Annotated in this window: 26 protein-coding genes and 1 tRNA gene; 13 read left to right on the top strand and 14 right to left on the bottom strand. The window is 63.9% G+C overall.

The window, feature by feature from the left end:
• Positions 1 to 66 precede the first annotated feature (66 nt).
• The 3 genes from gltX to ACTJI6_RS11135 all read left to right on the top strand — a co-directional run bounded on the left by gltX (position 67) and on the right by ACTJI6_RS11135 (position 2,158).
• A complete protein-coding gene (gltX, locus tag ACTJI6_RS11145; protein ID WP_440800716.1) occupies positions 67 to 1,392 on the top strand; it encodes a glutamate--tRNA ligase in 1,326 nt (441 codons plus the stop codon).
• 69 nt (positions 1,393 to 1,461) lie between these two features.
• Positions 1,462 to 2,010, top strand: coding sequence for a DUF1003 domain-containing protein (locus ACTJI6_RS11140; RefSeq protein WP_440800713.1), 549 nt, complete (start codon positions 1,462 to 1,464; stop codon positions 2,008 to 2,010).
• Positions 2,011 to 2,081: 71 nt separating this feature from the next.
• Positions 2,082 to 2,158 (top strand) — tRNA-Met (locus ACTJI6_RS11135).
• On the opposite strand, the gene ACTJI6_RS11130 is transcribed toward ACTJI6_RS11135, so the two are convergent.
• On the bottom strand, positions 2,115 to 3,743 hold the full coding sequence (locus tag ACTJI6_RS11130) for a recombinase family protein (RefSeq protein WP_440800894.1): 1,629 nt from the start codon (positions 3,741 to 3,743) through the stop codon (positions 2,115 to 2,117). The two genes, ACTJI6_RS11135 and ACTJI6_RS11130, sit on opposite strands and share 44 nt — an antisense overlap.
• A gap of 150 nt (positions 3,744 to 3,893) precedes the next feature.
• Positions 3,894 to 4,388, bottom strand: coding sequence for a hypothetical protein (locus ACTJI6_RS11125; RefSeq protein ID WP_440800710.1), 495 nt, complete (start codon positions 4,386 to 4,388; stop codon positions 3,894 to 3,896).
• A 201-nt stretch (positions 4,389 to 4,589) separates the two neighbouring features.
• Here ACTJI6_RS11125 and ACTJI6_RS11120 point away from each other — a divergent pair, with 201 nt between their 5' ends.
• Positions 4,590 to 5,000, top strand: a complete 411-nt coding sequence (locus ACTJI6_RS11120; RefSeq protein ID WP_440800708.1) for a hypothetical protein — start codon at positions 4,590 to 4,592, stop codon at positions 4,998 to 5,000.
• A 32-nt stretch (positions 5,001 to 5,032) separates the two neighbouring features.
• A complete protein-coding gene (locus ACTJI6_RS11115; RefSeq protein WP_440800706.1) occupies positions 5,033 to 5,536 on the top strand; it encodes a hypothetical protein in 504 nt (167 codons plus the stop codon).
• Between the two features lie 429 nt (positions 5,537 to 5,965).
• On the opposite strand, the gene ACTJI6_RS11110 is transcribed toward ACTJI6_RS11115, so the two are convergent.
• Positions 5,966 to 6,274, bottom strand: coding sequence for a hypothetical protein (locus tag ACTJI6_RS11110; RefSeq protein ID WP_440800704.1), 309 nt, complete (start codon positions 6,272 to 6,274; stop codon positions 5,966 to 5,968).
• Positions 6,275 to 6,701: 427 nt separating this feature from the next.
• Between ACTJI6_RS11110 and ACTJI6_RS11105 the strand changes: the two genes are divergently transcribed.
• Positions 6,702 to 7,067: a hypothetical protein gene (locus tag ACTJI6_RS11105; protein ID WP_440800701.1), complete on the top strand. Its 366-nt coding sequence runs from the start codon at positions 6,702 to 6,704 to the stop codon at positions 7,065 to 7,067.
• Between the two features lie 3 nt (positions 7,068 to 7,070).
• The gene (locus ACTJI6_RS11100) at positions 7,071 to 7,712 is read left to right on the top strand and encodes a recombinase family protein (protein WP_440800699.1); all 642 of its coding nucleotides are present in this window, start codon (positions 7,071 to 7,073) and stop codon (positions 7,710 to 7,712) included.
• Between the two features lie 63 nt (positions 7,713 to 7,775).
• Here the strand turns inward: ACTJI6_RS11100 and ACTJI6_RS11095 are convergent, their stop codons facing one another.
• The 10 genes from ACTJI6_RS11095 to ACTJI6_RS11050 all read right to left on the bottom strand — a co-directional run bounded on the left by ACTJI6_RS11095 (position 7,776) and on the right by ACTJI6_RS11050 (position 14,639).
• Positions 7,776 to 8,135, bottom strand: coding sequence for a hypothetical protein (locus ACTJI6_RS11095; RefSeq protein WP_440800696.1), 360 nt, complete (start codon positions 8,133 to 8,135; stop codon positions 7,776 to 7,778).
• Between the two features lie 55 nt (positions 8,136 to 8,190).
• Positions 8,191 to 8,589: a hypothetical protein gene (locus ACTJI6_RS11090; protein ID WP_440800693.1), complete on the bottom strand. Its 399-nt coding sequence runs from the start codon at positions 8,587 to 8,589 to the stop codon at positions 8,191 to 8,193.
• A 425-nt stretch (positions 8,590 to 9,014) separates the two neighbouring features.
• Positions 9,015 to 11,318 carry an AAA family ATPase gene (locus ACTJI6_RS11085; RefSeq protein ID WP_440800690.1) on the bottom strand — a complete coding sequence of 768 codons (2,304 nt, stop codon included), beginning with the start codon at positions 11,316 to 11,318 and terminating at the stop codon, positions 9,015 to 9,017.
• Complete coding sequence (locus ACTJI6_RS11080) at positions 11,315 to 11,761, bottom strand: hypothetical protein (RefSeq protein ID WP_440800687.1); 447 nt, start codon at positions 11,759 to 11,761, stop codon at positions 11,315 to 11,317. The genes ACTJI6_RS11085 and ACTJI6_RS11080 overlap by 4 nt, the downstream gene beginning before the upstream one ends.
• Positions 11,762 to 11,812: 51 nt before the next feature.
• On the bottom strand, positions 11,813 to 12,064 hold the full coding sequence (locus ACTJI6_RS11075) for a hypothetical protein (RefSeq protein ID WP_440800684.1): 252 nt from the start codon (positions 12,062 to 12,064) through the stop codon (positions 11,813 to 11,815).
• 34 nt (positions 12,065 to 12,098) lie between these two features.
• Positions 12,099 to 12,779, bottom strand: a complete 681-nt coding sequence (locus ACTJI6_RS11070; protein WP_440800681.1) for a hypothetical protein — start codon at positions 12,777 to 12,779, stop codon at positions 12,099 to 12,101.
• Between the two features lie 3 nt (positions 12,780 to 12,782).
• Complete coding sequence (locus tag ACTJI6_RS11065) at positions 12,783 to 13,034, bottom strand: helix-turn-helix domain-containing protein (RefSeq protein WP_440800678.1); 252 nt, start codon at positions 13,032 to 13,034, stop codon at positions 12,783 to 12,785.
• Between the two features lie 309 nt (positions 13,035 to 13,343).
• Complete coding sequence (locus ACTJI6_RS11060) at positions 13,344 to 13,643, bottom strand: helix-turn-helix domain-containing protein (RefSeq protein ID WP_440800675.1); 300 nt, start codon at positions 13,641 to 13,643, stop codon at positions 13,344 to 13,346.
• A 208-nt stretch (positions 13,644 to 13,851) separates the two neighbouring features.
• Positions 13,852 to 14,094 (bottom strand): hypothetical protein, encoded by a 243-nt coding sequence (locus ACTJI6_RS11055; protein ID WP_440800672.1) that lies wholly within the window; start codon positions 14,092 to 14,094, stop codon positions 13,852 to 13,854.
• Between the two features lie 86 nt (positions 14,095 to 14,180).
• A complete protein-coding gene (locus ACTJI6_RS11050; RefSeq protein ID WP_126153325.1) occupies positions 14,181 to 14,639 on the bottom strand; it encodes an Rrf2 family transcriptional regulator in 459 nt (152 codons plus the stop codon).
• A 165-nt stretch (positions 14,640 to 14,804) separates the two neighbouring features.
• Here ACTJI6_RS11050 and ACTJI6_RS11045 point away from each other — a divergent pair, with 165 nt between their 5' ends.
• Together ACTJI6_RS11045 and ACTJI6_RS11040 are read left to right on the top strand one after the other, a co-directional pair.
• A complete protein-coding gene (locus ACTJI6_RS11045; RefSeq protein ID WP_126153326.1) occupies positions 14,805 to 15,467 on the top strand; it encodes an alpha/beta hydrolase in 663 nt (220 codons plus the stop codon).
• Between the two features lie 6 nt (positions 15,468 to 15,473).
• Positions 15,474 to 16,601: an HD domain-containing protein gene (locus ACTJI6_RS11040; RefSeq protein WP_440800668.1), complete on the top strand. Its 1,128-nt coding sequence runs from the start codon at positions 15,474 to 15,476 to the stop codon at positions 16,599 to 16,601.
• A gap of 3 nt (positions 16,602 to 16,604) precedes the next feature.
• Here ACTJI6_RS11040 and ACTJI6_RS11035 read toward each other — a convergent pair whose 3' ends face one another.
• The gene (locus ACTJI6_RS11035; protein WP_440800665.1) at positions 16,605 to 17,753 is read right to left on the bottom strand and encodes a Hint domain-containing protein; all 1,149 of its coding nucleotides are present in this window, start codon (positions 17,751 to 17,753) and stop codon (positions 16,605 to 16,607) included.
• 235 nt (positions 17,754 to 17,988) lie between these two features.
• On the opposite strand from ACTJI6_RS11035, the gene ACTJI6_RS11030 reads away from it, so the two are divergent.
• The 4 genes from ACTJI6_RS11030 to ACTJI6_RS11015 all read left to right on the top strand — a co-directional run bounded on the left by ACTJI6_RS11030 (position 17,989) and on the right by ACTJI6_RS11015 (position 23,250).
• Positions 17,989 to 19,200 carry an NADP-dependent isocitrate dehydrogenase gene (locus ACTJI6_RS11030; RefSeq protein ID WP_126153328.1) on the top strand — a complete coding sequence of 404 codons (1,212 nt, stop codon included), beginning with the start codon at positions 17,989 to 17,991 and terminating at the stop codon, positions 19,198 to 19,200.
• Between the two features lie 191 nt (positions 19,201 to 19,391).
• Positions 19,392 to 20,060 (top strand): phosphoribosylformylglycinamidine synthase subunit PurQ, encoded by a 669-nt coding sequence (gene purQ, locus ACTJI6_RS11025; RefSeq protein ID WP_440800662.1) that lies wholly within the window; start codon positions 19,392 to 19,394, stop codon positions 20,058 to 20,060.
• 63 nt (positions 20,061 to 20,123) lie between these two features.
• The gene (locus ACTJI6_RS11020) at positions 20,124 to 21,902 is read left to right on the top strand and encodes a sensor histidine kinase (protein WP_440800659.1); all 1,779 of its coding nucleotides are present in this window, start codon (positions 20,124 to 20,126) and stop codon (positions 21,900 to 21,902) included.
• A gap of 22 nt (positions 21,903 to 21,924) precedes the next feature.
• Positions 21,925 to 23,250 (top strand): sigma-54-dependent transcriptional regulator, encoded by a 1,326-nt coding sequence (locus ACTJI6_RS11015; protein WP_126153330.1) that lies wholly within the window; start codon positions 21,925 to 21,927, stop codon positions 23,248 to 23,250.
• The last annotated feature ends 481 nt before the right edge of the window (positions 23,251 to 23,731 follow it).

The raw sequence follows: 23,731 nt of genomic DNA, 5'->3' as shown, positions 1-23,731 counted from the left end.
CATGGTGGCCCTGATATGGACAAGAATCGCTGCGTGTGAAAGAGCAAGGCGAACAGGAGACCCGCCATGACCACCACCCGCTTCGCCCCGTCGCCCACCGGCCATATCCATGTCGGCAACCTGCGGACCGCGCTGTTCAACTTTCTGATCGCGCGAAAGGCGGGCGGCACCTTCATCCTGCGGCTGGACGATACCGATCAGGAACGGTCCAAGGAAGAATATGCCGACGGCATCAAGCGCGACCTGGAATGGCTGGGCCTGCACTGGGACCGCGTGGAACGCCAGTCGGCGCGCCTGGACCGCTATGCCGAGGCCGCCGGCCAGTTGCGCGCGTCCGGGCGCCTGTACGAAGTGTTCGAGACCCCGACCGAACTGGATCTGAAGCGCAAGAAGCAGCTCAACATGGGGCGTCCGCCGGTCTATGACCGGGCCGGGCTGGCGCTGTCGGATGCCGACCGCGACCGCCTGCGGGCCGAGGGGCGCGAGGGCTATTGGCGCTTCAAGCTGGATCAGGAGCGGATCGAATGGACCGACGGCATCCTGGGCGACATCTCGATCGACGCGGCCAGCGTGTCGGATCCGGTGCTGATCCGCGCGGACGGGCAGGTGCTGTATACCTTCGCATCCTCGGTCGATGACGTGGACATGGCGGTGACGCATATCGTGCGCGGCGCCGACCATGTGACCAATACCGCGACGCAAATCCAGATCATCCGCGCGCTTGGCGGCGTGCCGCCCGCCTTCGCCCATCACAGCCTGCTGACCGGCGCGCAGGGCGAGGAACTGTCCAAGCGCATCGGCGCCCTGTCGATCCGCGACCTGCGCGACGCGGGGGTCGCCCCCGAGGCGCTGCTGTCGATGATGGCGCGCCTCGGCTCCAGCCAGCCGGTCGAACTGAAGCTGACGCTGGACGATCTGGCCGAAGGGTTCGACCTGTCGCAATTCGGCGCCTCGCCCACGAAATTCGACGCCGAGGATCTGTGGCCGCTGACCCGCGAAAGGAACCAGGCGTTGCCCTTCGAGGCGGTGCGCGACCGGATCGCGGCGCTTGGCGTGCCCGCCGACCTGGCGGAACGGTTCTGGTCGGTGGCGTCCCAGAACATCACGACGCTGGACGACCTGGGCCCCTGGTGGGCGATCTTCAGCCAGGGGGCCGAACCGCAGATCGACCCCGAGGATGCCGATTTCATCGCCCAGGCCATGCCGCTTCTTCCGCCGCCGCCCTATACGGACGCGACCTGGGGCGAATGGACGGCCGCCGTGAAAGAGGCCACCGGCCGCAAGGGCAAGGGCCTGTTCATGCCGCTGCGCAAGGCCGTCACCGGCCAGGCCCACGGCCCGGACATGGCCCAGGTCATGCCGCTGTTGCAGGTGGTCAAGGCGCGCGGCTGATCCGGCGGGGCTTGCCTGATCCCCGCCCGCGATGCTTCCTGCGCGTGATCCACAGCGCAGGAGCCGATCATGCAGGACCAACACGCGATCGATGCCGTGAAACGCTGGCTGGGCCGCGACCTCGCCTCGCTGGCCGGGACCGAACGGCGGGTGCTGGACTATCTGGGCCAGCGCCGGACCATCAGCCGCGACACGACGGTGCCCTCTGACGACGGCCTGGGGGCGCGGCTTGCCGACCGGGTGGCCAGCTTCGGCGGTTCCTGGACCTTCATCCTGATCTTCGCGTCCTTTCTGGTCCTGTGGTGCCTGCTGAACCTGACCCTGGGCCGGGCGGGCTTCGATCCCTATCCGTTCATCTTCCTGAACCTGATCCTGTCGATGCTGGCCGCCTTCCAGGCCCCGATCATCATGATGAGCCAGAACCGCCAGGCCCAGAAGGACCGCCTGGCCGCCGTCCACGATTACGAGGTGAACCTGAAGGCCGAACTGGAAATCATGGCGCTGCACGAGAAGCTGGACCAGTTGCGCAGCGACCAGCTTGCCCATCTGATCGCCCAGCAGCAGGCCCAGCTTGACATGCTGTCCAAGGCCCTGCGCCGACTGGAGGGGGGCAACTGACCCGGCCCTGCGGATTGTCGCGAAAACCGCTTGACGCCCCCCGCGCCACCCCTTACATCGCCCCCACCCGTGGCGGAGTAGCTCAGCTGGTTAGAGCAGAGGAATCATAATCCTTGTGTCGGGGGTTCAAATCCCTCCTCCGCTACCATCGTTCCCCCCGAAAACCTGCGCTGCATATTCGGGGCCTCGATGAGGGCGCGTAGACGCCCAGCCACGGTCACTTCCATCTGTCCCGCTGATGTTTCGCCGATCGTCACGCTATCGATCAGCCGCCGCAGCGCATCGCCATAAACATTCCGGCTGCCGCTCTGGTCCGCCCCCATGAGAGGGGCGATTTCCTGCAGGTCTTTGCGATACCCAGCCATGGCCTGGGGATGCAGCGTCACCGCGTTGACCGGTTCGGGCTCTGTCGCCAGTTCCACCCGCAGGGCGGCCAGTTCCTTGCACTTGGCGTCGTAATCTGCGGCCAGGCGATCGACGTCGCCAATGCCCTTTGCCACGAACTGCACGATCCGGCCGACTTCGGCGTCCAGGTTGCCGATCGCTCGTTCCAGCCCAGCGCGGCGCTTGTTCTGCGCCGCGGCCAGTTCCGCGCGGGTCCGGTTGTATTCTGCGATATAGAGGGCCAGCAGATCGGGCTTGTCCAATTCAGCCCGCAGCATCCCGATAACGTGATCTTCGATCTGGTCCAGATACCAGGTGCGTGGGGCAGGGCAGGTGCGGCTCTGCATGTGCCGCGTGCAGCCGATGCGCACCCGTCCGCTCTTGTCCTTGCCCTTGGTGGACATGCCGCTGCCACAGGCGGCGCAGCGCAGCAGGCCGGACAAGGGGCGCACAGGGCGCCGCCTGGCGGCCGTCTCGGCTGGCGTCAGCTTGCGAGGCTGGATCATCGCCTGCACCCGGTCCCATAGGGCAGCATCGACGATCCGCAGTTCCGGCGCGTCCTTCGTCTGCCATTCGTTTTCAGGGTTGGCGCGCGAGACCCGGCGGCCGGTCTCGGGGTCTTTCATCATCCGCGACTTGTTCCAGACAATCCGGCCCGCATACAGGTCATTGCGCAGGATGCCGCTGCGCCGTTCGGCCCAGCCGTAAATCGTGCTGGCCTGCCATGCCTTGGCCGATCGGGGCTTAGGCGCCCCGGCCTGGGTCAGCATCTGAGCAATCTGGACAGGTGACTGTCCGTCAGCAAAGGCCCGGAAAATCTGCCGGACGATTGCCGCTTCATCTTCCACGATGACCAAGCGGCCCTTCTCGGTCGGGTGCGGCTGGTAGCCGAACGCGCGCCCGCCGGCGGAAAGCCCTTGGCTGACCCGACCGCACAAGCCCCGCCTGATCTTGCGGGCGTTGTCTTCCCGGAACAGCTGACCAACCAGCCCCCGCAGACCCACTGTCACGGTAGAAGCGACGCCCTCATGGACAGCCCGGATTTCAGCCCCGGCGAAGGACAGGCGCTTATGGATGCCCGCTAGGTCTTCCATGTCGCGGGAGAGGCGGTCCAGTTCTTCGACGATCACCACGTCAATGCCGCCCGCCCGCACATCCTCCAGCATCTGCAAGAGCCCGTCGCGACCCAGGATCGATGCGCCGGACTGCGCCGCGTCCGAGTAGCAGCGAATCAGGTCCAGCCCCTGGGCCGCAGCGTGCCGGCGGATGAGCGCTTCCTGATCGGCGATAGACCGTTCATTTTGCAGGTCTGTCGAGTAGCGGCTGTAGCCGACGGCTTTCTTTGTCACTGGGTCACTCGCTGCGCGCTTGAAGGGCTGCCATATGGTCGGCCCGTGCGCGCTGCCTGGCAAGCTGGATGATCAGGTCGCGCAATGCTTGCTCTACCGCCTGCGGGTCGTGTCGATCGGGGCAGGGGACTGGGGGCTGAAAGCGGGCGTTCATTTGCGCGGCTTCCTGATAGGGACGGCCCGGACATTAAGTGCGGGCAGTTCCGCCCCCACCGGGAACCTGGCCCGGCCGGTCACCTCCAGGAAACAGCACGCCATGTCGCAGGACTTGGCCAGCCAGCGCACCAGGTCCGCAGCGACCGAGCCAGACTTATCCGGGAAGCTTTGCGGCCTGGGATGCCTCCACAGGTTCACCCGGCAACGGGCACTCTCCAGCGCGGCCAGGATGAAGATGTAATGTTCGGGGCAGTCTCCGATTGCCAGCAGGCGGGGCCGCGCCCCGTCCAACGCCAGCAGGATACGTTCGGCGCTGGGCGCGCTGATCGGGCCTGTGTAAGACGTATGATCCAGGGAGCGGAACGCCCGCGCGGCATGGAAAGCCGTGTCGATGCCTGTCGCTGCCCGCTCCAGATCGGACGCGATGGCGGCCGCGCGGCCGTTGGCGTCGAACTGCTTGGTTGCGCTGGTCGGGGCGTGGTCGAACATGCTGAGCGTCCTTTCTGACACCCAGCCTGCGGTCTATGTTTGTGCGTTGACATGACCAAGTTTTCGGCCGTTTCGCACAGGTTTTCCCTATTAAGAGCCTGTGGATAACCGAGTGCAGAAATGCAACACCCTCGCAATGCGCAACTGATAATTAAGGGAAAAACCTAAAGGCCATTAAGATATCATTAAGCACTTCTCTGTATGCTGCTTGCCAACCCGATCTTGAATGTCAATGGTCACACCAAGGGGGAACTCGCGGAACAAGGCGCTGCAAAGGCGCGTTGGACTGCATCACTCACGATAGCCAACAGGAGGGCAACTGCAATGTTCTTTGTTCTCGAACGGCTTGATGATCACGAGAAAGCGCGGATCGAAAAAAGCATCCGTGCGGTGGTCGAGCGTAGCTTAGGAGATGCGGTTAAGGATGTTCGCATCGACTGGGACCAGATGCGTGAAGATGAAGCACGGATCGAAGTATTCATCTCTATCGAAGCAGCCACTGATCCAAAGCAATGGCGCAGTGGCTTCGCGGGGTTAACGTCGCGCATAAAGTCCGCAATGGGTGAGAAGCTTGAGAATGTTTTCCCCATCTTGATGGCAAAAGCTGCCTAGTAGCCGTGGACGGTGCTGCGCTTGATACTTCAATGGGCACCGGCTTCTTAGAGGTGGCAGGCAAGCTGCTAGATCAGCAGACCTCTGAACAGGTTACAAAAGCGCAGATGCGGCGTGCAGCAAGTTCGCTATACTACGCGCTATTCCACTCGCTCTCGTTTCACTTTGCCAATGCCTTGGTTGGCCCGAATCCCACTGGAGGGTTAGCAAAGGCTTGGGTTGAAGTGTATCGCGGCATGGAACACAAGAACTGTGTTGCAGCATGCAATGATCTAGCGTCTCGGAATTTCCCACAGGAGATTAAGGACTTAGCTACCGATATGCTCCAGTTGTATCAGGCCCGTCTATCTGCTGACTACGACCCCTCTTATAACCTTGATATCGTTACGCTTAATATGCTGTATGCATTGGCCGAGAAGAATATCGAGATGCTGGATCAGGCATCTGAGCGTGATATTAAAGCCCTAGCATCGTGGATGTTATTCCGGTCAGGCGGGGCAAATATGGCCCGCAACAAGGCAGCGCCCACTAAATAGCCTTGACTCTGGCCTGCTTCCACGCAATTTCTCAAGTGCGCCCGTCGCCAAGCATAACGGATGTTCCAGAGTCCCAAGAGTGGGGATGCAATGGGGCATTCCCCGAGGATCGGCTTACCCCGAGACCCCTTGGGAGTATTCAGCAATGAGTATTGTCTGTGTTTGGCCTAAGGCGGTCAGTGTGCGTAACTATACGCGGGTAAGGTTCGGAAGGACTGAACACGTGTGCGCCCACTGCCGCTCATACCCTAACCAGTAACGCCGGCCAGCGTGGTAAGGATGTAAGAAACGGCGGCGGGCGCCCGTTTGCGTGCCCTAGTCTTGCCAGACTACCTTGTCAACGCGATAACACAACTTCAATCTTCGGCACCCCTCAGATCGTCCAGCGCCCGATCCTGTTCGCTGTAGCCGCCCAGCCGCAGCCCCCACTTACGCAGCAGCCGCCGGCCCATGACCTAGGCGTCGTAGGGGTGTGCTTGCGCAGCGGTTCGGCCCCGCGGCCTGAACCTTGGCCGATCGTCCCCACGCCCAGCCCGCCAGCAGATGCATGCCTGCGATCGGCTTGCACATCGGGCCGCGCTGGGGGACTGAGGGGCTGATGCTAAGGGCGCCGCGGGGCTTGGGCAACAGCCGGGACATGATCGCGGCGAACAGGCGTCCGAACAGGTTGCACGCCAAGCCGAACAGCAGCAAGGCGGGCAACAGGATCAACAGGATTGTGGCGACCAGGTAAATCATGCGGTTCCCACTTCCAGGTTTCCACTCATCCGATCATCGGCACGGATCACCCCAAGCTATCCTTCAAAGCGGCAAAGTTCCAGCAAACAGCAAATTTCTTGTGCCCCTGAGCGCCCGCTTTCGGGGTGCGTTCGGACTATCCCCCAGGCGAGGGTTGGCCGCCCTGGGGCCGTAGGCTGGTCGGACCAGTCCAATTCGCGCTTCGCCCGCCCAGCCTTACTGCGCGCTGCACAGGCCGCGCCAACCATGCGGTCTGTCCAGCACACGGTCTATCAGCATAGCGCGCAGCCGGGTTGATCGCGTTCGATAGGGTATACCGCAACGAACTGTCCGTATCTGTCATTTTGGTTGTTCGTTGTCCTTGACATGCTCGTTCGAACACTTCAATTTAGCGAGCATAAGGACAACGAACACAAGGAACACGAACATGACATCGACCACTCGCACCTTCCTCGAAAAAGAAACTGCCCTTTTCATGGCGTGCATGCGTGAACTTGCAGATGCTGAGAAATCAGGTGACACAATCCGCCGGTTCTATGCCTTGGACGAGATTTACGCGACCGCTCAGTTTTCTGAGACGTCGCGTATTAGAACCCGCGCCCAAGCCGAACTGGAGCGTTGCGGCTTTGACAGCAACCAACGGCCGGAACGCATCGAGCCTGCACAGGATGAGGCAACCGACGAAGCCAAACTGCGGAAAGCTGTCGCTGATCTGAAGCGCGCGGGCGGCCTGCCCGATAACTGCATGGTGACGCTAGGCCCGGATGGCGAGCCTCAGATCGTGGCGTTCTAGGCCATGCGAACGATCCTTTACGCACGGGTTTCAACCCGCGATCAGACAGCCGCGCACCAGCTGACCCAGGCTGAAGCGGCAGGCTTCAAGGTGGATGAGGTCGTGACCGATGAGGGCGTCTCGGGCGTATCGACCAAGCTGGCCGAACGCCCGCAGGGCCGCCGCCTGTTCGATCTGCTGCGCGCTGGCGATACGCTGCTGGTGCGCTGGGTCGATCGGCTGGGGCGCGACTATGCCGATGTCAGCGACACGATCCGGGAATTCATGCGGCGCGGCGTGGTGGTGCGCACGGTGATCAATGGCATGATCTTCGACGGGTCCACCAAAGACCCCATGCAACAGGCCGTGCGGGATGCGCTGATCGCGTTCATGGCCGCCCTGTCGCAAGCGCAGGCGGAGGCGATGAAGGAGGCCCGGCGCGCGGGCGTGGCGCACGCCAAGGCGCAACCGGACGCAAAACAGAAGTTTCGCGGCCGCAAGCCCAGCTTCAGCCGCAAGCAGTTCGATCAGGTGGTTTCGATGCTGGCGCTGGGCGCTGGGCTGTCTGAGATTTCCCAAGCCACAGGCCTGTCACGGGCGGCGATATGGCGCATCAAAGGCGATCCTGCGGCCTGTGAAGCATCGCTGCAGATATGGGGCCTGTAGGCCTGCCTGATCGCCGCTCAATGGACTGGCGCCCGCAGCCTCGATGGCTGCGGGCGCTGGTCGTCAGCCGAACGGGTCTTTCGGGTCGGCCTCGCTATCTGGACTATCGGGATCGTTGTCCGCGGCCGCCGCACGCGCCAAATCGCGATCATAGCGTTCCGTAATAGCCCGCAGTTCTGCCAGCCTTTCGGCGATTTCCTCTGCGGTCATTTCTTCGGGCGGTTTGTCGTTCCCCCGTTTGGCGTCTTTGTCGAAAAGACCCCCAGCACGGAACAAGGTTGTTCCTGCGGTGGCCTTGGAGTTTGCCGGTGCTTTCGGGTCTTTGCAGACCCCTACCAGCGCCTCGAAAGCAGCGGGCAGGCCTACAGTTTCGATGAGATGCGTCAATTCTCGTAGGGTCTGCTTTGGGTCTTTGGCTGGCATGGCATGCCCTTTCCTGTGTTACGGTATACGGGCTCTCTGATGGTGGCGGCTTGCTTCAACCGAAGATGTCGAACGATCCGGGTTCCTGTCCTTCGGCAGTCTGAGGCGCGACGGGGCGGGCAGTAGCGGCGCCCGCATCTTCGGCCTGTTCCTTGTGCCGGGCGAACCGCGCGCGGGCCTCGGCATTCTGTTTCCTCTCCAGGCGCTTGCGTTCCCGGTGCTCTGGCGTCCCCAGGGGGCGTTCCTTGTGCCACTTGCTATGGGCGGCCTGTTCCTCGGGCGTCATCTTGGCCAGGCGCTTCTGGCGGGCCTTCCAGCTGCGCTCCTGCATCTGCAGCTTGTTTTCCATTTTGGCGATCGCATCCGGCGCGGTCTTGTCCGGCCATTGCCGGCGATGCCAGTCCTTGCCCTTCGGCGTGCGGCCGCCGTGATAGTAGCAACGGCCGTTTGCCATCGCGAATTGTCGGCAGGGTTGACCCGAATGCTTCGCCGTGGCGCCGCATTGCGCGACCAGGTGCCGGTTGGCTGCGATGCGGCGGAGGATAGCTGTTCCCGCCGCGATGAACGCGGCCGGGGCCTGCTGCTTCGGTTTGTTCCCAGATCGTTTAGCCATTTGTCGCCGTCCCTCGGCGCCCGGTTCGGGAAGTCGCCGTGTAAGGTATGCGGGCGCCTACGACACATCCCGCGGGAACGGCCGAAAGCGCCGGCATTCCTTTGTATGTCACTTCTTCCCCACGTCTTATTCTGGGCGTCCTTGCTCTATCCTGGGTTTGGGACAGACCCACGCCCCCCTTAGGGTGGCGTTGGGACATGTCCCGTTTTACCGGTGGGTGATGTCCCGTTTTGTCCCATTTTGTCCTATTCCACAGTGCTTTGATTTTAATGGAAAATATCATGTCCCGTTTCCTGCCCTGTTTTGTCCTGTTGGGCAAAAATGCCCCCGTTCACGCCGTCCGAAAGATCAGAATAGGACAAGCTGTTTTGTCCCGTTTTTTCGTCCTTTTCGTCCGATCTGGCCCCCACAAGTGGGTCAGCAACGGCTTGAACGCTTGGGGCCAGGCTCCAGTGACCGCGGCTAGGCTGGTCCGCTAGCCCTTTCTCCTTAAGCCGCTTCAGTCGCCCTCGGGCCGCCTCGCCCTTAACGCCCGGTTCTTTCGCCTGGATATGCGCGATCACGGCAGCGGTCTTGACGCCGGCTTGGCCGCAGGTGCTTGCGATGTCTTGCAAGGCGACCAAGGCGGCTCGTTCCGCCTCTGGCAGCGTCACGACCGCTTGCGCGTCCGGGACAGGATCGAACTGGCTGACGACACCGGGTCGTGCGACCGCAGACGTGACGGCCTGACCCTTGGCGTTCTGCCCGAGGTGAACCGGCTCAATGGTGAAAGGCAGATCAGGACCCCGTTCTCGTTCCCGCTGTTTTACCTGATGGATAAGGTTCTTCCTCACTTCGATCTCGGAATCGACGGCACCTTTCAGAGAGGTGCTGCCGCGGGCGCCTTTGCTTTCATCCTTCCCGGTATGGTGGACGATCAGGACATGCGCGCCAGTGGCGTGCCGGATTAAGTCGATTTGCGCCACGAACAAGTTCATGTCGGCCGTGCTGTTTTCGTCACGGCCCATCGTGCGCGCCAGCGTGTCGATAACGATCAGGCCGCAACCACCGGGAATAGCCTGGGCCGCATCGATGATGTCTTGAGCGTCTTCTTTCCGATCACACAGGTTCAGGCTGCCCGCTGCCAGGACGAAATTGGCAGGGGCGGTGCCGTGCTTTCTCTGCAGGGCCGCCAAACGAAGCCGGATGCCGCCTCCCCCTTCGGCCGCTACATACAGCACTCCGCTGCGCTTTGTTTCATGCCCGCCCCAGGTCCAGCCATTGGCGACGGAATACGCCAGACCCAGGACTGCGAACGTCTTGCCGACGTTGCTGGGGCCGTAAAAGACCGACGCGGCCCCGACGTCCAGCCAGCCGTCCACCAAGAGTTCCGCACTATCGACCAGCGCGCGATCGACGGCATCTGCAAAGGACATGACAGATAGGCGCCGGCGCTGCGGGGCGGGCTCGACACCCTGGGGGATTGCTCCGGGTTCGACCACCGAAAACCATTCGGAAGGATCAAGCTGCCGGGCGGATGGTTCGGCCTTGCCCCAGTCGCGCCCCAGTTCCCGAACAGCCTTTTCGCGGCCATACCGCTGCAGGTTCGCCCGCGGCCAGACCCAGGCCAAGGCGGCATAGTCTTCGGCGCTGTAGCCGTTCTGCGCCTTCAGCAGCCCGGCCAGCTTGATCCGGTATTCAGACCCGGACGGGTTCGGGTGGCTGATCTCGCCTTCCCGCCACAGGCGCGCCAGCCGCCCGTCGCGGGACAGATCGGCCTCGAACCTGGCGCGCAGGTCATCGGGCAGGTCCGCATATTCGCCACCATCGTCAAAGCCGCTGTGGTCGATGTCCAGAATGGCCGCCGCGATCGATGCATCATTGTCGGCCGCAGGCTTCGGCACAGGCTTTACGCAGGCTTCGACCTGAAGGGGACTGACCCGATCGCCGGACTGCCGGACGATCTGCGCCCGGCGCTGGACGCGGCCTTTCGCTCGCTTCTTATCATCGGGAATGTTGTCTGGGCCTGGCAGGCGCAGCAATCGGTCGATGTTCTGCACGCTGTCACCGCCCAGCGCCGCCGCAAGGCCGCGCCCGTGATCTTCCGCCCATTGCTGCGCACCGTCTGCAACGGGCATCTTGTCTGCCAGCACGGCCAAGGCCTGAAAGCCCCCGCCGCTGTCCACGATCGCGCCGAAGGGCAGGGCTGCCGCTTCCAGGGCCCCGGTGATCCGCGCCCGTTCGGCTTCCAAGTCGCTGCCAGCCTTGGGGTCGATGTCGGCGCAGATTGCGCGAATCGATACGATGTCGGCCTTGGTCGGCTTTCGCGGTCCCAGGTCCGGCCGAACCTCGTTGGCGGTATAGTAGATGTTTAGCCGACCAGCCCGCGCATCGACCCAGCCCGCAATCGCGGCATGGTCATCCGGCGTAAAGGTTCGGGCCTCGACAGGTCCGGCCTCGGGGTCCATCGCGACCAGATTGTGGGTGCCGGTCGGGTCCAGCCATTGCAGGAAATCGGCGCCGATCTGTCCGGCCGTTGTGTGCTGGCCGCTGGCAGGCGGCTGCGGGCGGGTGCTGGTTTGGGCGTTCATGCTTGCCCCCGCGCCGGGATGCCGGCCGATTGAAGCCCATGGGTCAGGCCCATCATGGCGACATGGCGCGCGACCTCGGCGGCCTCGATCGGCTGATCGCCGCGAACAGCCGCAGCGCCTGCTGTCGAGAAGGTGGCGCGCGTTTCCACGTCAAAGCCGACGGCGATGGCGTAGCTGCCGCCCTCGACAGGATCATGGCTGGGGAAGGCTGCAGCTTCGCTGGCGGAAATCTGCATGGCGAACGGCTTCCCCCCGCGCAGGATCAACTGCGCAAAGGCCCGTTCAAGCAAACCCGTTGCCCTCTGGTCAGCCACCCGGACCAGCTTGCCGGACGCGTCCCGGTCATAGGTGGCCGATGCTATCAGGCGGGCAACCGCCTTGGCCTGCTGGCGCGACAGGCGCCGGCCGCCTTGTCCGAACGGGTGCGATGCGTTATGTTTCATCTGGGTAACCTTTCCAGGCCGGCCGCTCTTGCCCGAGCGCGCCGGTCTTCTTCATTTCGTGTTGTCGATGATGAGGCGCAGGTGCCCGCCGGGCTGGGTCCGGCTGCGGCGCTGGGCGCTGTCGCGGGCGATCGCCGCTGCAACGCTGCGGGCGGTGACCATCGTTCGACCTGCAGCGTCCTGCCGCTTCTCCAAACGGCCTACCGCTGCCTTGCTCCATGCCCAGCTATAGGAACGGCCGGCGCGAGTGGCGGCCTCGCGCAGGCTGATCAACTCGGGCTCGCTTGGGGATGGTATGCGCACGGCTGCCTCCTTTAACTGGCGTGTGCGGCAATCATCAGGCTGGGGCTTCTGCGAAACCACTGCTGTTCGGGTCGCGCGATCGCACACGACCAATCGCAGCCAGCCGGTCAAGATCGCGCGCGAAATGCACATACAGCGCCAGTTCGTCGTCGCTTGCCTGCTTGGCGAAGTATCCCCGTTCCCACCTACGGATGACGCCCAAGTCGCCCAAGCCCAGCCGATCAGCAACGGCTGCATGGCGGTCGTTGGGAGACCCGGCGCCGCGCGTCCGCCATACGTGATCCTGATAGGCCGCACCGACGATTATACGTGTCAGGTCGCGATAGTCAGGCTGGGGGTTCTGCTTTGCTTCTTTCTTAGCGCGGCGCTTACGAACGTCCATTTCAAGGGCTGCGTGCATAAGCGGAATTTCGGGGGAGTCTTCGAATAGGCGGTCGGCGGCAGCTTCGCCCATGATCTCGCTAAACCGCGGCCTTACGATCAAATCGCGGTAGGCCCAGATTGGCCACAGCCAGGGCCGGCGGGGCTCTGCCAGTTGGATGAACCAAGCGGCGGCCCGGCGTTCCTCTCGCGATAAGCTTGGGGTGCTGCGTCGCATTTCTTCGGCAGACCCAAGCAGCGCCTGCAAGCAATGGTCGAGATACGAGCCTTTTGGTGGAACACGTAGCGGCGATGGCCCGCGGCCTGCGGCAGCTTCCCTTTTTGCTTTAGGCATGGCCTAGCCTCCATTCCGCGCTGGCGCCGATACCTTCCGGCGGGCTGCGTTGGCCTGGGCCGATCGGGCAGGATCGGGGCGCCAGGCTGGGGCAGTCGCGGCCAGCCGTTCGACTTCGGCCCGGCGCATCAGCGTGCGCCCGCCCAGCTTTACGAGTTCTACCTCTCCCTTCTTTGCCATCTTGTAGAGGGTCGGGCGGGACACTCCCAACGTGAAAGAGGCATCGTTCAGTTTACAGAGTTCAGGGTCAGCCATGCGGCAGCCTCCACTAGGCAACGCTTAGCGTCGCGTTATGCTTTTTGGGGGTTTGCGGTCCGGCAACCGCCCTGTTCATCCGGTGCATAGACCGCCAAGGGGCCGGGTGCGGTCAGGGGCACACTAGCACGAAGCAGCGGGGACATCAACGACAAGAAAAACGCAAGTATCTGTTTTATCGTGATTTTGTGTATGTCACTTTGTATGTCACAAAGTTGGCGAAAAGGGCGTGACATCAAAGGCAAGCGGCCAAGGTGCTGCGGACCTGCCAGTAAGAGGCGGTAAAAACGATCTGCCGCAATCAAGCGTTTAGGGCTTCTTCCAGTGCTTCCAGAACTGCCGTCTTTGGCTCTTTAGCTTTTCATTGAGCGCCCATTGCCGGGCATTCTTGATGTTCTCCTGCACCTGTTCCTCCGGCGCTAAAGGAGGGCGGGGAGGAGGCGGGGCGTTCCGCTTCACCTCTTCCAGGTATGCCTGCAAGTCGGCCTCATCGATCAGAACCGGCCGCCCTGGGTAATAGGGCAAGACCCCGCCCAGGCGCAGGCGCTTTATCTTGGATGTCGAGCAGCGCATAATTTCGGCTGCCTCAGCCTCGGTTAGGAGTTTCATGGCTCGTTGTCCCCAGCTTGGTTGCAGGCCACGGTCGCACCGCCGAAAGCTAGCAGGCAAACGAAAACTGGCGGAATGGTTCCGGCGTCTGGGTCAGGACGCGCGCTTCAGGAAAAACAGGGTTTCCGCTGGTCGGGGGGTGCGACTGAAACAGTCCTCCGCTACCACGGTTTTCCACAAGACGACCTTCCCGCCGCTAGGGCGCCTGTCACCGGGGTTCCGGCTGGGTCCGGCGAAGGGTGATCTCGCAGCCCGAACCCTCAAGGGCGCGATAGTTTTCCAGGATCACGCGTTCGGACCTGCCGTCGATCGTCAGCCGGCCTTCAGGCGATCCGGCGATTCCGCTTTCGTCCAGGGTCGTGTCCGCCCTGAGACGCGCATAGTCGCCGCCGGTTTCGACGGTGCCGGTGATCTGTTCCAGGCCGTCCAGGGTCAGGGTGGCGTCGGTCATCTGCTTGTCCTCCATTCGAGCCGTCCAGGCACAACGGCCGAACGGCCCAAAAGGGACCAATCGGACCTGCGGGACCGGCGGTGTCTTCAGTCGTCCACGACGCTGAGGATCTGCGGCAGCGCGGGGCAGGGCAGCAGCTGGTTCCTGGCGACATCGGCCAGTGAATGGTTGTGCAGGAACACATAGACATGCGCCGACAGGCTTTCCCACAGCCGGTTCGACAGGGTCTGCGCGCGCGATCCCGACACGCCCCCCGACGCGCCCGCGCCGATATGCATGGCGCTGACGGTCTCGTCCACGGCTTCCAGGATTTCCGAGATGCGGATCGTCTCGGGCGCGCGGGCCAGCCGGTAGCCGCCTCCGGGGCCGCGCACCGAAGCGACCAGGCCCGCCCGGCGCAGGCGCACGAACAATTGTTCCAGATACGGCAGAGAGATGTCCTGGCGGCCCGAAATCTCGGCCAGCGAGGTCAGGTCGTCGCCCCGTGCCGTCGCCAGATCGACAAGCGCGATGATCGCATAGCGACCCTTTGTGGACAGTTTCATCGGCTGGCTCCCCCTGTTGCGGCCGGGTCGGATTGACGACGCGCGCACTGCCGCGCTATGCCGCCGGGGCGCGTTTCTTGCGCAATCCCGACCGGCATCCCAGATAGCGGTCTAAGAGCGCCACGCAGATGCGTCAAGAAACCACCGTCATGTCGAAGGAAGACGATGCCAGAGTTGATTTTTCCCGGTCCCGAAGGCCGGCTCGAAGGCCGCTACCACCCCCAGCCCGGCAAACCCGACGCCCCCCTTGCCATCGTCCTGCATCCGCACCCGCAATATGGCGGGACGATGAACAACCGCGTCGTCTATAACCTGCATTATGCGTTTCACAAGCTGGGCTTCACCGTGATGCGGTTCAATTTCCGCGGCGTGGGGCGCAGCCAGGGCGAATTCGACCAGGGCATCGGCGAATTGTCGGATGCCGCCTCGGCGCTGGATTACCTTCAGGCGATGAACCCCAACAGCAAGCATTGCTGGGTCGCGGGCTTTTCCTTCGGCGCCTGGATCGGGATGCAGCTGCTGATGCGGCGGCCGGAAATCACCGGCTTCATCAGCGTGGCCCCGCCCGCCAACATGTACGATTTCAGCTTTCTGGCGCCCTGCCCGTCGTCCGGGCTGATCGTGAACGGCACCGCCGACCGGGTGGCGCCGCCCAAGGACACCCATAGCCTGGTCAGCAAGCTGCGCGAACAGAAGGGCATCACCATCACCCATGAGGAAATCGAGGGGGCCGATCACTTCTTCCGCGACGACGAGGCGCATATGAAGCCGATGATCGACCTGGTGCAGTCCTATGTCCGCCGCCGACTGACCGAAACCAGCCGCTGAGGCGGAATGTCCGATCGCATCGCCCGCCAGTTCGCCTTCCTGGCCGAGGCCGACCGCCTGAAGACGGTCGACCGGGCGAATGTGCTGCTGGATCTGTCGCGCCCGGAAAACAGCGCCGAACACAATTGGCACGTCGCCTTGCAGGCGATGGTGTTCGGCGCCTCGGATCGCGCGATCCAGATGCTGCTGGTCCATGACCTGGTCGAGATCGACACGGGCGACCAGCCCATTCATCTGGATCACGACGCGGCCCTTCTGGCGACTGCCGAGGCGCGGGCGGCGGACCGCATCTTCGGCCTGTCGCCCGACCGCGACCGGCTGCTGGATCTGTGGCTGGAATTCGAAGCCGCCGCCTCTGCCGATGCGGTCATGGCCAAGCGCATGGATCACAGCCAGCCGCTGTTCCAGGTGCTGCTGGCGCCGCAGCCGCTGGCCGATCACCTGGCCGTCGTCCGCGACAATATCGGGCGCGGGCGCGCCGCCCGGCTGCGGAGCGAATGGCCCGAGGCGATGGGCTGGGCCGATGCGGTGCTGACCGGGACGACGCCGCCCGACAGCGACCTGCACCGCCGCCTGCGCTTCCTGGCCGAGGCCGACGCGCTGAAATCCGTCCTGCGCGCCAGCCTGCTGATCGACGCCTCGCGCCGGGAAAACAGCGCCGAACACAGTTGGCACCTGGCGCTCTATGCGCTGGCTTTCGCCGATCTGGCGGGGCCGGGTGTCGATATCGGCCGGGTGATCCGCATGTTGCTGATCCACGACCTGGTGGAAATCGACGTGGGCGACGTGCCGCTGCATTCCGCCGGGGGGCTGGCGCATGGCTCGGCCGACATCCAGGCCGCCGAGGCCGAGGCCGCCCTGCGCATCTTCGGGCTTCTGCCCGACCGCCAGGCGGGGGATTTCCTGGCACTGTGGCGGGAATTCGAAGCCGCCGCAACGCCGGACGCGGTTTTCGCCAAAGCCCTGGACCGCTGCCAGCCGGTGATCCAGAACCTGGGATTGGGCGGCATCGGCTGGGTGGATTACGGCGTCACCTTCGCCGATCTCGAATCGCGCGTCGGCGGCAGGATCAGCCTGGGCGCGCCCGCCTTGTGGGACTGGCTGCGCCCGCGGGTGCGGGATTTCCTGGGCTGACGTTCAGCCCGCCAGCAGGGGTGTGCGGTTGGCCGCGTGGCGCGCGGCGAGGTGCCTCGCCTTCCGGCCTGCGACAAGGGGCCGCGCGCGGGGAAAAGTATCCGCGCCATCGCGAAGCCACGGGAGCAGGGCGAAAATTTCATTCGCGGCATCGCCAAGCGCCAGCACCGCCTGCGGCCCCGGATAAAGCGATTCGGTTTCGGTCCCGTTCGAGACCAGGATCTCGTGCGCCTGAAGCATCAGGCGGACATAGGTGACGCCGGGCGCATCGGTCAGGATGTCGATCCCGTCCAGTTCGGTCAGGTGCCGGGCGGCGACCAGCAGTTCCCGCGCCCCGAACATCCGCGCCGCGATGGCCGAGCGCACCAGGATGCGATGCTGCTGCGACACCAGCAGATCCTGCGCGGGCAGGTTCGGACCCAGGGCGCCCGCCGCGATGCGTACCGGGGCCAGGGCGGGGTTGGCGGCGATTTCGGAGGCGGTGACGGTGCGGGCGCCTGCCCAGCGGACGGGTTGCGGGCCGTTGTCGCGGGTCGTCACCAGGTCTCCGGCGCGGATGACTTCGACCAGGCGGTCGCCCGCCGGGGTGCGGATCAGGGTTCCTGCGGCAAAGCAGGGTATCGGCAGGTCGAAGATCGTCGGGCTGAAGGAAATGGTCGCCACATAGGTATTCGAGGGGAACGGATCGGCCGACAGGATCCTGACGCTGCGCAGGGCGTCGATGCCGTCCCATTCGGGCAGCGCATCCCTGGACGGGCGGAAGAACATGTCGCCGTTCCGCATCTGGATCAGCACACCGTCCTGAGCCGTCGATCCGCCATCGGGGAAGGTCAACTGATACCGAACCGACAGAAAGCCGGTGATGGTGCTGTCGACCGTCTGCCCGGTGTGGGGCGAGGCATACATCATCCGGGAGTCCGCGACATCCCCGCCCCCGCCGTCGCTGTTATAGGTGGTCGCGAAAGCCTGGACCTGCAGGCCGTCGACGGTGACCGTGCGGCTGTCGCCCTGGATCGAGACGGCCTTGATCTGGGCGGTGCCGACGGCGCCGTATCCGGCCATGCCATCCGCCTCGGAATCGGTCGAGGGCGTGCCTGCGGTGGCGTTCACCTGCGCCTGGTTGCCGATCCACATCCATGTGACGACCGCCATGGCGAACCCCGATCACCGTGAAAAATCCTGGAACAGGGGATAGCACCGGCCCGCCCGAAAATCCCGCGCGCTCTGCGGCGGATTTTTCTAAAAAGCGACGCGAAACAGCCGCCGTCCCGGATTTCGACAAGGCCGAAAGGGGGCGCAAAGTATTGCATACCGCTGCATACATTCTTTCCTTTCCCCGCTTTCCCGGCTATAGCGGCAGCCGAATCCAACGCCAAAGGGAATGCCCATGTCGAAGATCAAGGTAGCCAACCCCGTCGTCGAGCTTGACGGCGACGAGATGACCCGGATCATCTGGGACTTCATCAAGCAGAAGCTGATCCTGCCCTATCTGGACGTGGATCTGAAATACTACGACCTGGGCATCGAGGAACGCGACCGGACCGAGGATCAGGTCACCATCGACGCCGCCAACGCCATCAAGCAATACGGCGTGGGCGTCAAATGCGCGACCATCACCCCGGATGAACAGCGGGTCGAGGAATTCGGCCTCAAGAAGATGTGGAAATCGCCCAACGGCACGATCCGCAACATCCTGGGCGGCGTGATCTTCCGCGAACCGATCATCTGCCAGAACGTGCCGCGCCTGGTGCCGCACTGGACCAAGCCGGTGATCGTCGGCCGTCACGCCTTCGGCGACCAGTACAAGGCCACCGATTTCCGCTTCCCCGGCAAGGGCAAGCTGACCATCAAGTTCGTTGGCGAGGATGGCGAGACCATCGAGCACGAGGTCTTCCAGGCGCCGTCCTCCGGCGTGGCGATGGCCATGTACAACCTGGACGATTCGATCCGCGACTTCGCCCGCGCGTCCATGAACTATGGCCTGCAACGCGGCTTCCCGGTCTATCTGTCGACCAAGAACACCATCCTGAAAGCCTATGACGGCCGCTTCAAGGATCTGTTCCAGCAGGTCTTCGACGAGGAATTCGCCGACAAGTTCAAGAAGGCCGGGATCACCTATGAACACCGGCTGATCGACGACATGGTGGCATCCAACCTGAAATGGTCGGGCGGCTATGTCTGGGCCTGCAAGAACTATGACGGCGACGTGCAGTCCGATACCGTGGCCCAGGGCTTCGGTTCGCTGGGGCTGATGACCTCGGTCCTGATGACGCCCGATGGAAAGACCGTCGAGGCCGAGGCGGCGCACGGCACCGTGACGCGCCATTACCGCGAACATCAGAAGGGCAACCAGACCTCGACCAACTCGATCGCGTCGATCTTTGCCTGGACGGGCGGCCTGAAGCACCGCGCGAAGCTGGACGACAACGCGCAGCTGCTGAACTTCGCCGAGACGCTGGAGCGCGTGACCGTGCAGGCGGTCGAGGACGGCCACATGACCAAGGATCTGGCACTGCTGGTCGGGCCGGACCAGAAATGGCTGACCACGATGGGCTATCTGGAAAAGGTCGACGAATACCTGAACAGGGCTTTGGCCTGATCAAGGGAAGCGGGCCGGGCATTCGCCCGGCCCTTTTCTTGCCTCCGGCGGGGATATTTGGGCAAAGATGAAAGGCTGATTCACCTTTGCCCAAATATCCTGGGGGAGTCCCGCAGGGACGGGGGCAACGCCCCCTTTCTTCGGGGGCCGAGCTGCGTTATGTGGCTGGCGATCCCAGCAGGAGCAATCCCATGAAAGCCGCCGTCATCACCTTTCCCGGATCGAACTGCGACCGCGATCTGGCCGTGGCCCTGGAACAGGCCGGAGCGCAGGTGGCGCGCGTCTGGCACAAGGACGACGCGCTGCCCGAGGGCACCGATCTGGTCGCCGTGCCGGGCGGGTTTTCCTTTGGCGATTACCTGCGTTGCGGGGCCATCGCCGCGCAGTCGCCGATCGCGGGGGCCTTGCGGCGTCATGCGGAACGCGGAGGCTATGTGCTGGGGATCTGCAACGGCTTTCAGGTGCTGACCGAACTGGGGCTGCTTCCGGGCGCGCTGATGCGCAATACCGGGCTGACCTTCCTGTGCAGGACGGCGATGCTGGAGGTGGCGACCAGTGACAGCGACTTCACCGCCGGATACGAAAAGGGCCAGCGGATCGCCATCCCGGTCGCTCATCACGACGGCAACTATCAGGTCACGCCGGAAGGTCTTGCCGCCCTGCGCGACGGGGACCGCATCGCCTTTACCTATGGCCCGGCGATCAACGGATCGGTCGCCGACATCGCCGGGGTGCTGTCGGAAAACCGCCGCGTGCTGGGGATGATGCCGCATCCCGAGCGGGCCGCCGATCCGGCGCTGGGCGGGACCGATGGTGCGGCGCTGTTCCGCTCGCTTGTGAACGGCGTTGTCAACGCCTGACTTGAGCGTTCGTGCGTCTGCGCCTAGAGTGCGGCAGTTGTGCAACATGGCCGGACATCATCGGTGATCGAGGAAAGCGAGTCAGAGCGTTTACGCCCCCGGCTGTCCCAACCGGGCAATCCGTGGTGGCTGCGCATCGCCGTCGCGCTGATCTTCGTCGTCGCGATCGCCTCGATCTGGACCACCAATGCCTGGCTGACCGCGCGGTTCTCGGAAAACACCCGCGTCCGGTCCGAATTGCGGCTGGCGCTGTATACCGGCAACCTGCTGTCGGAATTGCAGCGCACGGCGGTGGTGCCGCTGCTGCTGGCCCGCGATCCCGCGTTGATCGGGTCGCTGAACAGCAACGATTTCTCGTCCACCTCGGCCCGGCTGATGGCGGCGCAAAAGGAAATCGGCGCGGCGTCGATCCGGCTCCTGGATGCGTCGGGGCGCACGGTGGGGGCGACCGACCGGTATCAGCTTGGCACCAACAACGTCCTGTCGCCCTTTTACGTCGAGGCGCTGCGGTCGCGTGACACCGTCTTCACCGTCGCCAACCAGGGCAGCGGCGCCTATGAATTTACCTATTCCCGCGCGGTGGTGGCCGACGGCAAGACCCTCGGGGTGATCGTCGTCGGCGCCGATCTGTCGCGGCTGGAACGGTCCTGGGCGGGAATTTCCGATGCGGTGGCCGTCACTGACAGCGAAGGCAACATCATCCTGGCGACCGAGCCCCGCTGGCGCGGCCTGACCATGCCCGAGGCGCTTGCGGTGCGCGACGCGCCCTCGGCCATCCAGCGGGCCTTCCAGGTGACGGCCGACTGGACCTCGACCCCCATCGACGCCTATGTCCAGGGCCGCGCCGTCATGCGGGCCGAAACACGAATCCCGTTCCGCGGCTGGCGGATGATCAGCTTTACCACCTATGCGTCGGTGCGCGAGCAGGTGAACGCGGTTCTGGCGCTGGAAATCATGGGCTTCGCGATCCTGCTGGCCGGGACGTTCTATGCCCTGTCGCGCCGGGCGCGCAGCCAGTCGGTCGCCTATATGCGCGAATCGGCCGACCTGCGGGCGCTGAACATGCGCCTGACCCGAGAGATCGCGGAACGCGAGCGGATGCAGAAGGAACTGCGCGTCGCCGAACAGACCGTTCAGCAAAGCTCCAAACTGGCGGCGTTGGGGGAAATGTCGGCGGGCGTCAGCCACGAGTTGAACCAGCCTCTGGCCGCGATGAAGACCTATCTGGCGGGCGCGCGGCTGTTGTTGCAGCGCGGCCGGGCCGAGGAGGCGCTGTCCAGCTTCCAGCGGATCGACGACCTGATCGAACGCATGGGCGCGATCACCCGGCAGCTGAAATCCTATGCCCGCAAGGGCGGCGAGGCGGTGGAGCCGGTGGATCTGCGCGGCGCCGTCAGCAGCGCCCTGACCATGATGGAGCCGCAGCTGCGCGGCCGCACGATCCGGGTGATCCGCAACCTGCCGCGCCGCCCCGTGATGGTGATGGCCGACCGCATCCGGCTGGAGCAGGTCATCATCAACCTGCTGCGCAACGCCGTCGATGCGGTGCGCGACCGGCGCGACGCGCGGATCGAGATCACCGTGGAAACCGGCGCCCATGCCTATGTGCTGGTGCGCGACAACGGACCGGGCATTTCCGACCTGGAAAAGCTGTTCGAGCCGTTCTGGACCACCAAGAAGCCGGGCGAGGGGACGGGGCTGGGCCTTGCCATATCGTCCAGCATCATGGCCGATTTCGGCGGCCGTCTGACCGCCCATAACGAAGACGAAGGCGCCGTGTTCGCCGTCGAACTGCCGCTGTTGAAGCCAAGGCAGGACGCGCAACCCCTAGCCGCCGAATGAATGTTCGAGAGAGGAAGACCCAATGTCCCGCAAATTGAAGATTGCGATTGTCGACGACGAACCAGACATGCGGGAATCCATCAGCCAGTGGCTGGTCCTGTCCGGGTTCGAAACCGAAACCTATCCCAGTGCCGAGGATGCGCTGAAGACCATCGGTCCCGACTGGCCCGGCATCGTCGTCAGCGACATCCGAATGCCCGGCATGGACGGCATCGCCTTCCTGAAGCGCCTGATGGGGCTGGATTCGGGCTTGCCGGTGATTCTGATCACTGGCCATGGCGACGTACCCATGGCGGTCGAGGCGATGCGCCTGGGCGCCATGGACTTCATGGAAAAGCCCTTCAACCCCGACAAGATGACGGCGCTTGCCAAGAAGGCCACGCAGATGCGCCGCATGACGCTGGACAACCGCGCCCTGCGCCGCGACCTGTCCGAAGGCCAGCAGGTCATGTCCAAGCTGATCGGCGCCAGCCCGGTGATGGAACGCCTGCGCGAGGATATCCTGGATCTGGGCCAGGCCGACGGCCATGTGCTGATTGACGGCGAGACCGGGACCGGCAAGACCCTGGTGGCCCACGCCCTGCACGCCGTGGGGCCGCGCGCGTCCAAGAAATTCGTGCCCGTATCCTGCGCCGCCTATAACGACGAGGCGCTGTCGGCCCGCCTGTTCGGCCCGTTGGAGGACGGCATCCCGGCGGTCGAGGAGGCGCGCGGCGGCACCCTGTGCCTGGAAGACATCGAGGCACTGTCCGAACCGCTGCAGGCCCGCCTGCTGGCCTTCATCAGCGACGGCGGCACTCCTGCGGAAACCCGGATCATCGCCATTTCCAACGCCCGCGGCGAGGGCCGCAAGGCCGAGGATTCGCTGCGCCCCGACCTGTTCTATCGCCTGTCCGCGCTCAAGATCACCCTGCCGCCGCTGCGCGCGCGGGGCGAGGACATCCTGTCGCTGTTCACCCGCATGACCGAGCAGTTTTCCGAGGAATACGGCTGCGAACCCCCGCAGGTCAGCGCGCAGGAGGCTGCCCAGCTGTTGCAGGCCCCCTGGCCCGGCAACATCCGCCAGCTGATCAACGTGGCCGAACGCGCGGTCTTGCAGAACCGGCGCGGGTCTGGGTCGATCGCGTCGCTGCTGATGGCCGACGGCGAGGACAACCAGCAAGCCACCACGACCGAGGGCAAGCCGCTGAAGGAATATGTCGAAAGCTTCGAAAAGATGCTGATTGACAACACCATGCGCCGCCACAAGGGCAGCATCGCCGGGGTGATGGACGAATTGTGCCTGCCGCGCCGAACGCTGAACGAAAAAATGGCGAAATACGGCCTGCAACGCGGCGATTATCTGTAAAAGCGACAGGGGGGCGGATTTCTCCGCCCCCACTGTATCGTGCCGGGCTGTCACAAAAACAATAACCGAATACTCAGCCCAATTCAGACCGATCAGACGATGACCGGTCGGGACAGCAAGCGTCCTACACTATACGCGCTCGCAATCGTCCAGGGATACCGTCGCCGGATCCTGGAGGAAGGCCCCGCCACACACAAAATCTGGCTTGCCGTCCCGCTCTGTCAATGCCGCCCCCCGGACAAGGGGGCGATCGGAAGGGACAAGCCCGCCGGTCGGACGCGACAGGATGTCGGGATATTCGTTTGCATATTCCAACGTCATGATCGCTTCATCCTTGGCCGGGGGCCATCCATTCCCTGGCAGTCCAATCGTTGACTGCCCGATCAACTTACTTGCGCGTCACCCGCTGCTCAACCTATCCATTTGGTCAATTGGTATGGGGATCATCATAGATCTCTGTTTTTCCGTGAGGATTTCAGCT

The sequence above is a fragment of the Paracoccus sp. 22332 genome (assembly GCF_052045125.1).
Classification (GTDB): Bacteria; Pseudomonadota; Alphaproteobacteria; order Rhodobacterales; family Rhodobacteraceae; genus Paracoccus; species Paracoccus haematequi_A.
Note: the sequence above shows the minus strand (reverse complement) of the source record. Positions and strands in the feature narration are given on the sequence as shown.